Here is a 12518-nt window from a genome sequence, read left to right on the forward strand (position 1 = left end):
TGGCAGAACGCCCGGCACAGGCCGGGCGTTCGGGTGTCACACAGAACCGCTGAAGCCGCTTACAGCCCGCAGAAGCAGTACACCAGCGTCTTGACCGGCGCGGCGTTGTTGCGCGGGTCACGCGCGGCCTCTTCGACAAAGCGCAGCTGGGTGTCCAGCTCCGGCATCGAACGGGCCAGCATCAGCCGGGCCATGCCCGATTCGCCCAGCATCCAGGCACCGGCATGGCTGTTGGCGAAGCCGCTGAGGAACTGCGCGAACGGCGTGGCCGCCTTCTCGATGTAACGCACGCGGAACTTGCCGGCCTCGCCGAGCTTGGCACGGCTGGCGGCATCGGCCACCGCGGCCTTCAAGCCACCGAAGTCATCCACCAGGCCGCGTTCCTTGGCCTGCGCACCGCTCCACACCCGACCGCGGGCGACTTCATCGACCGCTTCCACCGGCTTGTTGCGCGCGGCGGCGACCTTGCCGGTGAAATCGGCGTAGCCCTTGTTGATCACCGACTGGATCACCTGGCCCACGGCCGGATCCATCGGGCGGGTGATGTCGAACGCACCGGCGAAACGGGTGGTGCCCACGCCGTCGGTATGCACGCCGATCTTGTCCAGCGAGCGCGCCACGTTCGGGATCATGCCGAAGATGCCGATGGAACCGGTGATCGTGGAGGGATCGGCGTAGATGCGATCAGCGTTCATGCTGATCCAGTAACCGCCCGAGGCAGCCAGGTCGCCCATCGAGACCACCACCGGCTTGCCGGCTTCCTTCAGCGCGACCACTTCGCGGCGGATCTGTTCGGAGGCGAACACTTCACCACCCGGCGAGCTCACGCGCAGCACCACGGCCTTCACGTCCTTGTCGTCGCGCGCTTCGCGCAGCAGCGCCGAGGTCGACTCGCCACCGATGCGGCCGGCCGGCAGATCGCCACCGGAGATTTCACCGGACGCCACGATCACCGCCACCTGCGGACGCGAATCCACCGGCGAGCGACGGCCGTCCAGCACGCTCAGGTAGGCGTCGAGATTGACGTTGCGGTAGCCACCGTCGGCGTCATCGTCGGCGATGCCACGCTCGGTCAGCAGGGTGTCCACTTCCTCGCGCGTCTTCAGGCCGTCCACCAGCTTCTGCTGCAGGGCGAACTTGGCCAGGTCGCCACCGGCGGCAGCGATCCCTTCGGGCATGGTGTCGATGCCGGCGGCCAGCTGTGCCGGATCGAGCTTGCGTGCCTTGGCGATGTCGGACAGGTAGCGCTGCCACACATCGTTCATCCAGAACAGATCGGCTTCCTTGGCCTGCGGCGAGGCGGCATCGAGCACATACGGCTCGGCGGCCGACTTGTACTCGCCCACCTTGAACAGGTGCACGTCCACGCCCAGCTTGTCCTGCAGGCCGGTGCGGAAATACTGGCGGTAGCGGCCCAGGCCCTCGAGCACCACGCCGCCCATCGGGTCCAGGTAGACCTCATCGGCCTGCGAAGCGAGCAGGTACTGCGACTGGCTCATGTTCTCGCTGAAGGCCACCACCTGCTTGCCGGCGGCGCGCAGCTCCTGCAGCGCGACGGTCACTTCGCGCATGGAAGCGAAGCCGCTCGGCTGCAGCTTGTCCAGCTCCAGCACCACGCGCTCGATCTTCTTGTCGGTCTTTGCTGCCTCCAACGCGCGGATCAGATCGCGCAGCTGGATCTCATCGGCGCCTTTGTCACCCACTGCCTTGCCCAGCGCGCGGCTGACCGGATCGGCGCTGAACTGCTCGACCAGCCGGCCTTCCGGTGCGATCACCAGGGTCGTGCGGTCCTGCAGCGAGGCCTTGGAGGTCGCGCTCTTGCCCATCGCGACGATGAACAGGATCAGGATCAGGAACAGCAGGCCGAAGAACACCAGGTTGAGGATCAGCCGGCGGGTAAAGTTCATCACATCCCACAGCCCGATGAAGAAGCTGGCGACGGGATTGCGACGCGCGGGTTGGTTCATGGGGGTAACTCCAGAGTGGCTTCTTGCCGTGGTGCCAGAATAGCCGGTGCCGGGCGCGCCGGCATCGGACACAAGTCAGGGTGTCGAAGGGAGACCGGCGCGGGCGCTGCTCACGCGCAGGCGCCAGCCCATCAGGATCGCGGCGGCGGTCAGGCCCAGGATGAGGCCCAGCCACATGCCCTGCGGGCCCATGCCCAGGCCGAGCCCCAGCCCGGCGCCAAGCGGCATGCCCAGGCCCCAGTACGAGAACATGGCGATGAACATCGGCACGCGGGTGTCCTTCAGCCCGCGCAATGCGCCGGCCGAGAGCACCTGGATGCCATCCGGGAACTGGAACGCCGCCGCGTACAGCAACAGCGTCGAGGCCAGTGCGGCCACGCCCATGTCGGCCGTGTAGACGCCGACGATGGCGTCATGGCCAAACAGCAGCACCAGCGCGGACAACGTCTGCGTGCCGAGGATGATCACGAGCCCGGCGATCGCCGCGCGGCGCACGCCCAGCCCGTTGCCGCTGCCGACCGCATGGCCGACCCGTACCGTGGTGGCCTCGGCCACGCCCATCGGGATCATGAAGCACAGCTGCGCGACGTTGATGGCGATCTGGTGCGAGGCGGCTTCGGTGGCGCCGAGACGACCGATCAGCAGCGCGGTGACGATGAACAACCCACCTTCCATCAGCACGGTGATGCCGATCGGCAGGCCGGTCCGCAGCAGGTCCCAGATCGCCGACCAGCGCGGCGCTTCGAGATGCGAAAACAGCTGCAGGTGGGCGAAACGCTTGGTCTTCCACAGATAACCGGCAAAGCACAGCGCCTGCAGCCACATCATGATCGCCGAGGCCATGCCCAGGCCTTCGGCGCCCAGCTCGGGGAAGCCGAGCTTGCCGTAACACAGCACATAGCCCAGCGGCGCGAGCACCAGCAGGCCGCCAAAGCCGAGCAGCATCGTCGGCAGCGTCCAGTGCATGCCTTCGCTGAGGTAGCGCATGCAGAAGTACAGGGTCAGCGCCGGCCCGCCCCAGCGCACCGCGTGCAGGAACGCGGTTGCGCCCGGCACGATGTCCGGCGCGATGCCGAACGCGGGAAGCAGCGGCGGCACCACCGTGAGGAAGGTGAACATGATCAGGCCCAGGCCGAGCGCCAGCCACAGGGCCTGGCGGAACAGCGGGCCGATCTCGCGCTCGCGGCCGGCGCCATGCAGCTGCGACACCGAAGCGGTCAGCGAAATCAGCGTGCCGATCGGGATCAGCATCGGCAGCCACAGCAGCGCCGTACCGATGGTGACGGCGGCGAGCGTGTGGGTGCCGTGGTGACCGGCGATCACGTTGTCGACGAAGGAAATCAGGCCGGTGGAGACGTGGCCCAGAACCAGCGGCAGCGCGAGCAGACCGGTGGCGCGCACTTCCCGGGAGAGGCGCGGCGTGGAGGAAGCGGTAGACATGGGAGTCACAGACGGCAACTACGGTCGCGCGCGGAGGGCACAGGCACCGGGTTGCGGCCCGCCATCTTACGCGCGCGGCCGGGGAAAAGCCGCGCTTTCAGGTAAACGGGCCGAAGCCGTCAGTGGCCCACGTTCTCGCGCAGCCAGCTGTCCCGTGCGGCCGGCGCCACGCCAAGGAATTCGGCGCGCACGCGGTCGCGGTCCTGCGGTGGAGTGCGCTGGGCGACCAGGGTCAGCTGGGTGAGCTGGGAGGGCGTGAGCTGGCGCAGCACCGCCAGCGCGGTGGGGCGCTGCTCGGCCGGCAGATACCCGAACAGGCCCTGCAGCTTGGTGAACTCATGCCCGAGCTGTGGGCCAAGCAGCCAGCCGTCGCGGAAGCGCTGGTCCTGTTCGGCGAAGCGCTGGCGAAGCGCCTGCTGCTGGGCAGGCGGCAGGGCCGCCACGCGCGCCGCCGCGGCGCGGACACGGGCACGCTCGCTTTCGGTCATGGCCTGCCAGGCGGCATAGCGGCTGCGCAGCTCGCGCAGCTGGGCCGGATCCAGCGCCGCAGGCGTGGCCGGGATCGCCGGGGCGGTGGCACTGGCAGGCGCGGGCACCGCCAGCGGCACTTCGACCCGGTTGGGGGCGGCGATGGCCGCACTGGACAGCCCAAGGGCGATCAGCAGGAAGGCAGGCTTACTCATCGGCGGCAGCCGTCTCCAGGCCGGCGGTGGCGGGTTCGGGGCGGCTCGGCTGGGCCTGCGATTCGTCGACCGGGACCGGGCCGCCGGCGGCGAACCAGGCGTACAGATCGGCATCGCGGGCGGTCGGCAGATCCGGATCGGCCAGCATCGCCGCATCGCTGGCGGCGTACGGCGAGGCAGCCGGGGCCACGCTCGGCAGATCGTCAGCCGGGAGCGCTTCAACCTTCACCGGGCCCGCATCGGCAACCGCGCCTTCGGGGGTATCCATCACGGGGTCGCCAGCCTGGCGGGCGTGTTTCCACCAGGTGGCACCGCCCAGCAGCACGCCGACGGTCACGGCCACGATCAGCACGCCCTTCCATGGGAAACGGCGGCCGCGTTGGCGCCTGTCCGGGCGGCGCTGGGCGGGGGCATCGGACTTGGCCGGGGTGCGCCAGGACGCTGCGTCCGATGGCTGGCTGGCCGGGGCGGCCACGGGTTGCTGCAGCCGCTGCAGACGGCTGGCGGGCAGATCCCGGATGCGCAGCTGGACCTGCTCGGCCAGGGCGCGCCAGCCAGCGGCATCGGGATTGCCATGGGCATCGCGCGGGCAGGCATCGGCCAGGGCGTGCTGGTAGTCGGCCATCGGCAGATCCAGGACCTGTGCGGCAGCGGCTTCATCCAGCCCACCGCCGATCCGCAGCACGAACGCCAGCCGTGCCGGCGGGGCCAGCCCGGCCAGATGCGCCAGCGGCGCCGGCCACTGGCCTGCGGCCGGGTCCCGCAACGGTGCGCGGTGCACCAGCAGCGACCAGAACCGCTCTGGCCACTGGGCCATGGGCAGGTCGCTGGCGATCCCGGCAAAGGCGCGCATGACCGCGACCAGGGCCTGCTCGGCCACGGTCGGGTCGCCGCACTGCAGCTCGGCCACGACCAGGGCCCGGCGTTCAACGCCACGAAGAAATGCCGACAGCGCGCCGGCTGCGGTAGAGGAAACAGGGGCGGGCGCAGCCGTCATAGCAACTCCATCATTGTGGGGAAATGATAGCGATTGCGTCACTGCTGCGGCGCGCAGATGTTCATTTCCTGTGAGCGGCCACGGTCTGCAAAGCGTTCTGGTGGAAAAGGTTGTGCACAGCACCACGAAAAACCGGGGTAGAACCGCAGGTGAGGCCCACGTCAAGTCTGTTTCAACTTTGTTTCACAGCTATCTTGTTGTTTTTATTGATCATTGTTTCTTGGCTATTTTTTGACCAACCTAAGGAGAACATCGGAAGTTCCTGACGCAAGGCGGTCACATACGCAATGGCACACAGACTTATCCACAGAAGATGTGGATAAGCCTGAATCTCCAATCAAGTCGGATATTTAGGTGGGATTTATGATTCGGCGCGCACCTGGTTGAGACGGTGAATGGGCGTGATCCGGGTCCACCTGCCCCGCTACACTGGCCCGATGACCTCCTCGTCTTCGACCCTGCGCGTCGCCCTGCCGGTGCCGCTGCCGCAACTGTTCGACTACGCCCCGCCGCCCGGGCCGGTACCGGACCCGGGAATGACCGGGCAACGGGTACGGGTGCCGTTCGGCTCCCGCGAGCTGGTGGGGGTGGTGGCCGGGATCGGCCAGGTGGAGGATCCCGGCAGCCTGCGCGCGGCGATCGAGTGGATCGACACCACGCCGCTGCTGACCGGCGAGCTGTGGCGCTCGCTGCAGTGGCTGGCGCGCTACACCCATGCGCCGCTGGGCGAGGTGATCAGCACGGGCCTGCCCGGCCCGCTGCGACGCGGTGAAGCAGTGCCGGACACCCATCAGTGGGGCTGGCAGCTCACCGACGCCGGGCACGACCCGCAGCCGAAGTTGCGCAACGGCACGCGCCCGCAGCGATTGGCCGAGTGCCTGGCCGAGGGTGTGGTGAACGAAGACCGCCTGGATACGTTGATGGACGACTGGCGCAGCGCCGCCCGCTCGCTGGCCAAGCGCGGGCTGGTTGAACGGATCGCGCTGGCCCATTCGCCGGCCGTGGCCTCGCCCGCGGGCGGCCCCGCGCCCAACGCCGAACAGGCCGACGCGATCGCCGCGATCACCGCCGCCGACGGCTTTGCCGCCTACCTGCTGGATGGCGTCACCGGCAGTGGCAAGACCGAGGTCTACCTGCAGGCGATCGTGGCGTGCCTTGCGCGTGGCAAGCAGGCGCTGGTGCTGGTGCCGGAGATCGGGCTGACCCCACAGACGCTGTCGCGCTTCCGCAACCGCCTGGGCATACCGGTGCATGTGCTGCACTCGGGCCTGAACGACAACGAGCGTGCCCGCGTGTGGGCGGCTGCCGCGCGGGGTGAAGCGCAGGTCATCGTCGGCACGCGCTCGGCGGTGTTCACCCCGCTGCCGAATGCGGGCCTGATCGTGATCGACGAAGAGCACGACGGCAGCTACAAGCAACAGGACGGCATCCGCTACCACGCGCGGGATTTCGCGCTGGTGCGCGCCAAGGCACTGGACGTGGCGGTGGTGCTCGGCAGTGCCACGCCGTCGCTGGAATCGCTGCACAACGCGTATGCCGGCCGTTACACCCACCTGCGCCTGAAGCAGCGCGCCGGCGCCGCGCGCCCGCCGGTGGTGCGCGTGCTCGATGTGCGCAAACGACCGTTGCGCGATGGGCTCTCGCCGGAAGTACTGGCCGGCATCACCCAGCATCTGCAGGCCGGGCACCAGGTGCTGGTGTTCAAGAACCGCCGCGGTTATGCGCCCGTACTGCTCTGCCATGACTGTGGCTGGACCGCGCCGTGCCAGCGCTGCGATGCGCCGATGACCGTGCATGCCGGTGGCCGGCGCCTGCAATGCCACCATTGTGGTGCGCGCCAGTCCGCGCCGCTGGCGTGCCCGGACTGCGGCAGCCTGGCGCTGCAGCCGCAGGGCATCGGTACCGAACGGCTGGAAGAACATCTGGTCGAGGCCTTCCCGGAGTTCCCGGTGATCCGCATCGACCGCGGCACCACCGGCAAGCGCGATGCGCTGGAAACCCAGCTGGCCTTGCTGGGCGATCGCGCGGGGATTCTGGTCGGCACGCAGATCCTGGCCAAGGGTCACGACCTGCCGAAGCTGACCCTGGTGGTAGTGGTCGGCATCGATGAAGGTCTGTTCTCGGCCGACTTCCGCGCCAGTGAAAAGCTCGCCCAGCAGTTGATCCAGGTCGCCGGCCGCGCCGGGCGTGCGGTGGATGCCGGCGAGGTCTGGCTGCAGACCCACCACCCGGGGCATCCCCTGCTGGAGACGCTGGTCAACGGCGGCTACCACGCCTTTGCCGATGCGGAGCTTCAGCAGCGCGAGGCGGCCGGTTTCCCGCCGTTCGCGCACCTGGCGCTGCTGCGTGCCGAAGCGCAGCAGGTGGAGCATGCCAACGCGATGCTCAGTGCGGTGCGCGCGTTGATTCCCGACGATGCCGCGGTGGAACGCTACGGCCCGATGCCGGCACCGATGCCCCGCCGCGCCGGCTACCAGCGCACCCAGCTGCTGCTGTCCTCACCCGCGCGACGCCCACTGCATGGCGTGCTGGACCAGGTGACGCCGCAGATCTCCGCGCTGCCGCAGGCACGCAGGGTGCGCTGGTCGCTGGATGTGGATCCGATGGATCTGTACTAGGCCGGCATGTGCTGACCGTTTGTCGGCACGAGGTAGTGCCGGCCGCTGGCCGGCACCCCGATCAGGTCAACGCCGTCATGACCCCACGCTGGTACGCCGGCCGCTGCTTCAGCCGTTCGTACCAGGCGGCCAGATGCGGCAGGTCCGGCCGCTGGATCGGCATCTCGAACCAGGCATAGATGAAGGCGCCCAGCGGGATATCGCCCATCGCGAACTGCTCACCGGACAGATACGGCTGCCGCGACAAGGCCTCATCGGCCATGGCCAGCAACTCGCCCGAGCGCACCAGTGCGGCAGCGATGCGCGCCTCATCCCGATCAGCGGGCGCGGTCCGCAACGTGCCCCAGAACAGATCGCGGAACACGCCGGCGAAGGTCGAGGTGGTCCAGTCCATCCACTTCTCCGACTGCGCGCGCGCCACCACGTCCTCCGGGTACAGCGTGCCCAGCGCGTAGCGCGCGCAGAGATAGCGCACGATCGTGTTGGATTCCCACAGCGGCAGGCCCTGGTCCTCGATCACCGGCACCAGCCCGTTCGGATTCATCGCGCGGTACGCCGGCGACTGCGTGCCACCGAATGCACCGCCGACTTCGATCGACTCGTAGGGCGCACCGATCTCCTCGGCACACCACAGCACTTTGCGCACGTTGCTGGAATTGCGACGGCCCCAGATTTTCAGCATGATCGGACTCTCGTATCGGGCGATGCGCGGCACGGGGCGCGCGGTGCGGATACGATACGCCCAACGGCGGGCTGTTACTTCGTCGCCTTCGCCGCACTCTTCTTCGGCAGCGCGCGCACATACGTCGATTTGCCGTCCTTCTTCATCTCGAACAGGCCGGTCGCGGCCAGCAGATCGCTGAGTTTGCTGTACCCGTAATTGCGCGAATCGAACGAGGCCTGGTTGCCGATCTGGCTGCCCACCGGCCCCAGGTGCGACCAGCCATCCTCGGCTTCGGCCGAGGTCACTGCACGGCGCAGCATCTGCACCAGGCGGGTGTCGTTGCGCAGTTCGGGCCCGCTCTTGCGCGGGCGCGTTTCTTCGTTGTCCTGTTCCACCTCCTGATCGGCCGCATGCGGCTGACCCAGGGCTTCGATGTAGGTGAACTTAGAGCAGGCGTTGACGAACGGCTCGGGCGTTTTCTTTTCGCCGAAGCCGTACACCTTCACCCCGTCGGTCAGCAGGCGCATCACCAGCGGGGTGAAATCCGCGTCGCTGGAGACGATCGCAAAACCGTCCAGATTGCGGGCGTACAGCATGTCCATCGCGTCGATCACCATGGCCATGTCCGAGGCGTTCTTGCCGCGGCTGTAGGCGAACTGCTGGATCGGGCGGATCGCGTATTCGTGCAGCACCGATTCCCACCCTTTCAAGCGCGGACTCTTCCAGTTGCCGTAGGCGCGGCGGACATTGGCCACGCCATAGCGGGCGACTTCGGCCAGCACCGCATCGATCTTGGACGAGGGCGCGTTGTCGGCATCGATTAACAGGGCGATGCGCTTTTCCGGTTCGGACATCTCGGTCTCCTGGGCGGGATCGGATCGGCCATCGGGCAAGTGCGATGGCCCCTGAACCCAGTATCGGCCATCGACGTGAACATCGCGCTTCACGTGCGACCATGGGCCGCATCACGAGACGACCTGCGCCGCCCCCCGCCGGCGCCCGCCAAGGAGTGAAGCATGACCCGCGATCCCACGCCCCACCTGCTCATCATCGGTGGCGGTTTTGCCGGCCTCTGGGCCACCCGTGCCCTCGCCTCGGCGCACGTGCGCATCACCCTGGTGGACCGTCGCAACCACCATCTGTTCCAGCCGCTGCTCTACCAGGTGGCCACCGCCGGCCTGTCCGCGCCGGATATCGCCGCACCGCTGCGCCACATCCTCGGCGACCAGCGCAACGTTGAAGTGCGGCTGGGCGAAGTGACCGACATCGACAAGGCAGCGCGCACCGCGACGCTGGCCGATGGCACGCAGATTACGTACGACACCCTGATGCTGTGCACCGGCGCCACCCATGCGTATTTCGGCCACGACGAATGGGCCGCCGATGCGCCGGGCCTGAAGACGCTGGACGATGCCATCGCGCTGCGCCGCAAGCTGCTGCTCGCCTTCGAGCGTGCCGAGGCCGAACCCGATCCCGCGCGCAAAGCGGCGTGGCTGAGTTTCGCCGTGGTCGGTGGGGGCCCCACCGGCGTGGAACTGGCCGGCACCCTGGCCGAGATCGCGCGGCACACGCTGCGCAATGAGTTCCGCCATATCGATCCCGCCTCGGCCAAGGTCCGCCTGGTCGAAGCCGGCCCGCGCGTGCTGTCGACCTTCCCCGAGGTGCTCTCGCTCAAGGCACGGCGGCAGCTGGAAAAGCTGGGCGTGGAAGTGCTCACCGGCACCCCCGTCAGCGACATCACTGCCGAAGGCTTCCAGCTCGGCGAGCGCTTCGTCGAGGCCCGCACCGTGGTCTGGGCCGCCGGTGTCGCCGCCTCACCGCTGGCACGTACGTTGGACGTGCCACTGGACCGCGCCGGCCGCGTGCCGGTGCAGCCTGACCTCACCCTGGAGGGCCACCCGGAGATCTTCGTTGCCGGTGACCTGGCGGCACTGACCCAGGCCGACGGCAAGCCGGTGCCCGGCGTCGCGCCGGCGGCCAAGCAGATGGGCAAGCACGTGGCCACCACCGTCCAGGCACGCCTGGCCGGCAAGCCCGCGCCGGGTGCGTTCAAATACCAGGACTTCGGCAACCTGGCGACCATCGGCCGCATGGCGGCGATCGTCCACCTCGGCCGGCTGCAGCTCTCCGGCGTGCTGGCCTGGTGGTTCTGGCTGGCCGCGCACGTGTTCTTCCTGATCGGCTTCCGCAACCGCGTGGTGGTGCTGTTGAACTGGGCGGTGGCGTACTGGAGCTACCAGCGCAGCGCACGGATCATCTTCGGTGATGCACAGGACGATCGCTGGCCGAAACGACCGCCCACGCCCTGATCATCCCTGCGACAGACATCCCCAGCCATCCACCTGGCCGCTGTAGGAGACCGCCTCGCTGGCCAGCAGACCTTCGAAGCCGGCGATGTTCTGGTGGGTCGGCAGCATCAGCGGATGCACCACCACCTGCCAGGGGTAGTCGTCGTTGCCCTCGTAGGCGGCGAAGGACACCTTCTGGTCGTTCTTGAGCAGGTGCACGGCGAAGGCGATCGCCACATCCTGGGTCGGAAAGATCAGCGCGAAATCCACCTCGCGCGGAATCGACAGATCGTCGCCATCCTGCAGCATGTTCCAGAGCACATCGCCATTCTCATCTTCCGGGTACAACGACAGATCGCGGGACATGGCACTCCAGGGCTTGGGCAAGCGGATCAACGAACGAGGGTCGATGGTATGCCGCCAACGAAGACCCGAACAACCAGCACGCGGGGCTACATGGGATCGGGCAGCGCCAACCACGCCAGCTTTCGCTCGCGCGGTTGCCGCTTGAGCTGCCACTCGGCCTTCGACGCCGCGGCCCGGTCCGGGTAGGCGCGCATCGCCAGCACTCTCACCGGTGGGTGGGCACGGGTGTATTTGGCCCCTTTGCCGGCGAGGTGGGCCTGGAAGCGCGCCTCCACGTCGTTGCTGATGCCGGCGTAATAGCTGCCGTTGCGGCATTCAAGCAGGTACAGGTACCAGAGGGCGGGTTCAGCGGGCATACCGGGATTATCCCCCGGCGCGGGCCCGGCGGCTGCTAGAATCCGCCCCGGATGCAGGAGAGAGGCGCCGCGCTGGCGCCCGCCGAAGGCGCAGGCTCCCATAATCGCTCAGGCCGGTGGCTCGATACGCCACCAACCATGCATCCGACACGCCGATCTGGAGAGAGGTCTTCAATGACCCGCCGAAGGGGCACGTGGCCTTGGCCACCGAACTCTCAGGCAAAAGGACAGCGGGAGCGGCAACGGAATCCCACCCCCACGACAGTGCAGCGGCGCTGGCGTGATGCGTGTGCGTTTCCGTCCCCGCCTGACGTGTTTTCCGGAGCCACCCCCATGCTGCTCTCCCTGATCTACCTCATCGCCATCTCGGCCGAAGCCATGACCGGCGCGCTGTCGGCCGGCCGCCGCCGCATGGACCTGTTCGGCGTGGTCATCATCGCCTGCGTCACCGCGCTCGGCGGCGGCTCACTGCGCGACATCGTGCTCGGGCATTACCCGCTGGGCTGGGTGAAGCACCCGGAGTACCTGGGCTTCACCATCTGCGCGGCACTGATCGCGACCTGGGTGGCGCGCTGGATGCACCACTTCCGGCGTACCTTCCTGGTGCTCGATGGCCTGGGCCTGATCGCGTTCACCCTGATCGGTTGCGCGGTCGCACGCGAGAGCGGGCACACCGTGCCGATCATCCTGATCGCCGGCATGCTGACCGGTGCGTTCGGTGGCGTGCTGCGCGACGTGCTGTGCAACGAGGTGCCGCTGATCTTCCAGAAAGAACTGTATGCCGTGATCACCCTGCTCACCGGCGCGGCCTACCTGACCCTGCTGGAACTCGGCGTGTCGCTCAACGCGGCCACGCTGTGGTGCCTGGGCGGCGGCTTCCTGTTCCGCCTGCTGGCGATCCACTTCAAATGGGAAATGCCGAAGTTCGTGTACCGCGACGAGGTACATTGACGCACGCGCAGGCATGACCAAGGTCACGGGAGCTTGAGCGGCCTGGCCCTGTATCATGGCGCTCCCGTTCCAATCGAACGGCATCCAGCCACGCGGCGGTGTTCCACCCGCTGCCCCGCCAGACACCCTCTCCCCCGTTGACCTGCCGCACTCGGCCGGTCCCCATGGACGCACTGCTCCGGTGGAGG

At 68.1% G+C, this 12518-nt stretch carries 11 protein-coding genes and 2 riboswitches; of the genes, 3 read left to right on the plus strand and 8 right to left on the minus strand.

Features of this window, described 5'->3' with window-relative positions:
* Positions 1-59: 59 nt before the first annotated feature.
* From sppA to HMPREF3113_RS10505, 4 genes are all read right to left on the minus strand, one after another.
* Positions 60-1967 (minus strand): signal peptide peptidase SppA, encoded by a 1908-nt coding sequence (sppA, locus tag HMPREF3113_RS10490; RefSeq protein WP_070472115.1) that lies wholly within the window; start codon positions 1965-1967, stop codon positions 60-62.
* A gap of 75 nt (positions 1968-2042) precedes the next feature.
* Entirely contained in the window at positions 2043-3407 is a 1365-nt protein-coding gene (locus tag HMPREF3113_RS10495; protein ID WP_019183573.1) for an MATE family efflux transporter, read from the minus strand.
* Between the two features lie 119 nt (positions 3408-3526).
* A complete protein-coding gene (locus HMPREF3113_RS10500; RefSeq protein WP_070472118.1) occupies positions 3527-4090 on the minus strand; it encodes a DUF3106 domain-containing protein in 564 nt (187 codons plus the stop codon).
* On the minus strand, positions 4083-5087 hold the full coding sequence (locus HMPREF3113_RS10505; protein ID WP_070472120.1) for a hypothetical protein: 1005 nt from the start codon (positions 5085-5087) through the stop codon (positions 4083-4085). Before HMPREF3113_RS10505 ends, HMPREF3113_RS10500 begins: the two co-directional genes overlap by 8 nt.
* Positions 5088-5524: 437 nt before the next feature.
* Here HMPREF3113_RS10505 and HMPREF3113_RS10510 point away from each other — a divergent pair, with 437 nt between their 5' ends.
* Positions 5525-7705 carry a primosomal protein N' gene (locus tag HMPREF3113_RS10510; protein WP_070472590.1) on the plus strand — a complete coding sequence of 727 codons (2181 nt, stop codon included), beginning with the start codon at positions 5525-5527 and terminating at the stop codon, positions 7703-7705.
* A 61-nt stretch (positions 7706-7766) separates the two neighbouring features.
* On the opposite strand, the gene HMPREF3113_RS10515 is transcribed toward HMPREF3113_RS10510, so the two are convergent.
* Positions 7767-8387, minus strand: a complete 621-nt coding sequence (locus HMPREF3113_RS10515; protein ID WP_070472123.1) for a glutathione S-transferase family protein — start codon at positions 8385-8387, stop codon at positions 7767-7769.
* A 74-nt stretch (positions 8388-8461) separates the two neighbouring features.
* Positions 8462-9223, minus strand: coding sequence for an NYN domain-containing protein (locus HMPREF3113_RS10520; protein WP_070472126.1), 762 nt, complete (start codon positions 9221-9223; stop codon positions 8462-8464).
* Positions 9224-9385: 162 nt separating this feature from the next.
* Between HMPREF3113_RS10520 and HMPREF3113_RS10525 the strand changes: the two genes are divergently transcribed.
* The gene (locus HMPREF3113_RS10525) at positions 9386-10678 is read left to right on the plus strand and encodes an NAD(P)/FAD-dependent oxidoreductase (protein WP_070472129.1); all 1293 of its coding nucleotides are present in this window, start codon (positions 9386-9388) and stop codon (positions 10676-10678) included.
* Here the strand turns inward: HMPREF3113_RS10525 and HMPREF3113_RS10530 are convergent, their stop codons facing one another.
* A complete protein-coding gene (locus HMPREF3113_RS10530) occupies positions 10679-11023 on the minus strand; it encodes a ribonuclease E inhibitor RraB (protein WP_070472132.1) in 345 nt (114 codons plus the stop codon).
* An 86-nt stretch (positions 11024-11109) separates the two neighbouring features.
* A complete protein-coding gene (locus tag HMPREF3113_RS10535) occupies positions 11110-11379 on the minus strand; it encodes a GIY-YIG nuclease family protein (protein WP_070426048.1) in 270 nt (89 codons plus the stop codon).
* A 44-nt stretch (positions 11380-11423) separates the two neighbouring features.
* A riboswitch (glycine riboswitch) is annotated at positions 11424-11506 on the plus strand.
* A gap of 20 nt (positions 11507-11526) precedes the next feature.
* Positions 11527-11618, plus strand: a riboswitch (glycine riboswitch).
* Positions 11619-11712: 94 nt separating this feature from the next.
* Between HMPREF3113_RS10535 and HMPREF3113_RS10540 the strand changes: the two genes are divergently transcribed.
* Positions 11713-12330: a trimeric intracellular cation channel family protein gene (locus HMPREF3113_RS10540; RefSeq protein ID WP_070472135.1), complete on the plus strand. Its 618-nt coding sequence runs from the start codon at positions 11713-11715 to the stop codon at positions 12328-12330.
* Positions 12331-12518 lie beyond the last annotated feature (188 nt).

Source organism: Stenotrophomonas sp. HMSC10F06 (genome assembly GCF_001807865.1).
Taxonomy (GTDB): Bacteria; Pseudomonadota; Gammaproteobacteria; order Xanthomonadales; family Xanthomonadaceae; genus Stenotrophomonas; species Stenotrophomonas bentonitica_A.

Excerpts from the sequence above, each read along its gene's own strand:
- HMPREF3113_RS10525 (WP_070472129.1), top strand. The coding sequence starts at position 9,386 with ATGACCCGCGATCCCACGCCCCACCTGCTCATCATCGGTGGCGGTTTT.
- HMPREF3113_RS10515 (WP_070472123.1), bottom strand. The coding sequence starts at position 8,387 with ATGCTGAAAATCTGGGGCCGTCGCAATTCCAGCAACGTGCGCAAAGTG.
- HMPREF3113_RS10500 (WP_070472118.1), bottom strand. The coding sequence starts at position 4,090 with ATGAGTAAGCCTGCCTTCCTGCTGATCGCCCTTGGGCTGTCCAGTGCG.
- HMPREF3113_RS10505 (WP_070472120.1), bottom strand. The coding sequence starts at position 5,087 with ATGACGGCTGCGCCCGCCCCTGTTTCCTCTACCGCAGCCGGCGCGCTG.
- sppA (WP_070472115.1), bottom strand. The coding sequence starts at position 1,967 with ATGAACCAACCCGCGCGTCGCAATCCCGTCGCCAGCTTCTTCATCGGG.
- HMPREF3113_RS10540 (WP_070472135.1), top strand. The coding sequence starts at position 11,713 with ATGCTGCTCTCCCTGATCTACCTCATCGCCATCTCGGCCGAAGCCATG.
- HMPREF3113_RS10530 (WP_070472132.1), bottom strand. The coding sequence starts at position 11,023 with ATGTCCCGCGATCTGTCGTTGTACCCGGAAGATGAGAATGGCGATGTG.
- HMPREF3113_RS10510 (WP_070472590.1), top strand. The coding sequence starts at position 5,525 with ATGACCTCCTCGTCTTCGACCCTGCGCGTCGCCCTGCCGGTGCCGCTG.
- HMPREF3113_RS10495 (WP_019183573.1), bottom strand. The coding sequence starts at position 3,407 with ATGTCTACCGCTTCCTCCACGCCGCGCCTCTCCCGGGAAGTGCGCGCC.
- HMPREF3113_RS10535 (WP_070426048.1), bottom strand. The coding sequence starts at position 11,379 with ATGCCCGCTGAACCCGCCCTCTGGTACCTGTACCTGCTTGAATGCCGC.
- HMPREF3113_RS10520 (WP_070472126.1), bottom strand. The coding sequence starts at position 9,223 with ATGTCCGAACCGGAAAAGCGCATCGCCCTGTTAATCGATGCCGACAAC.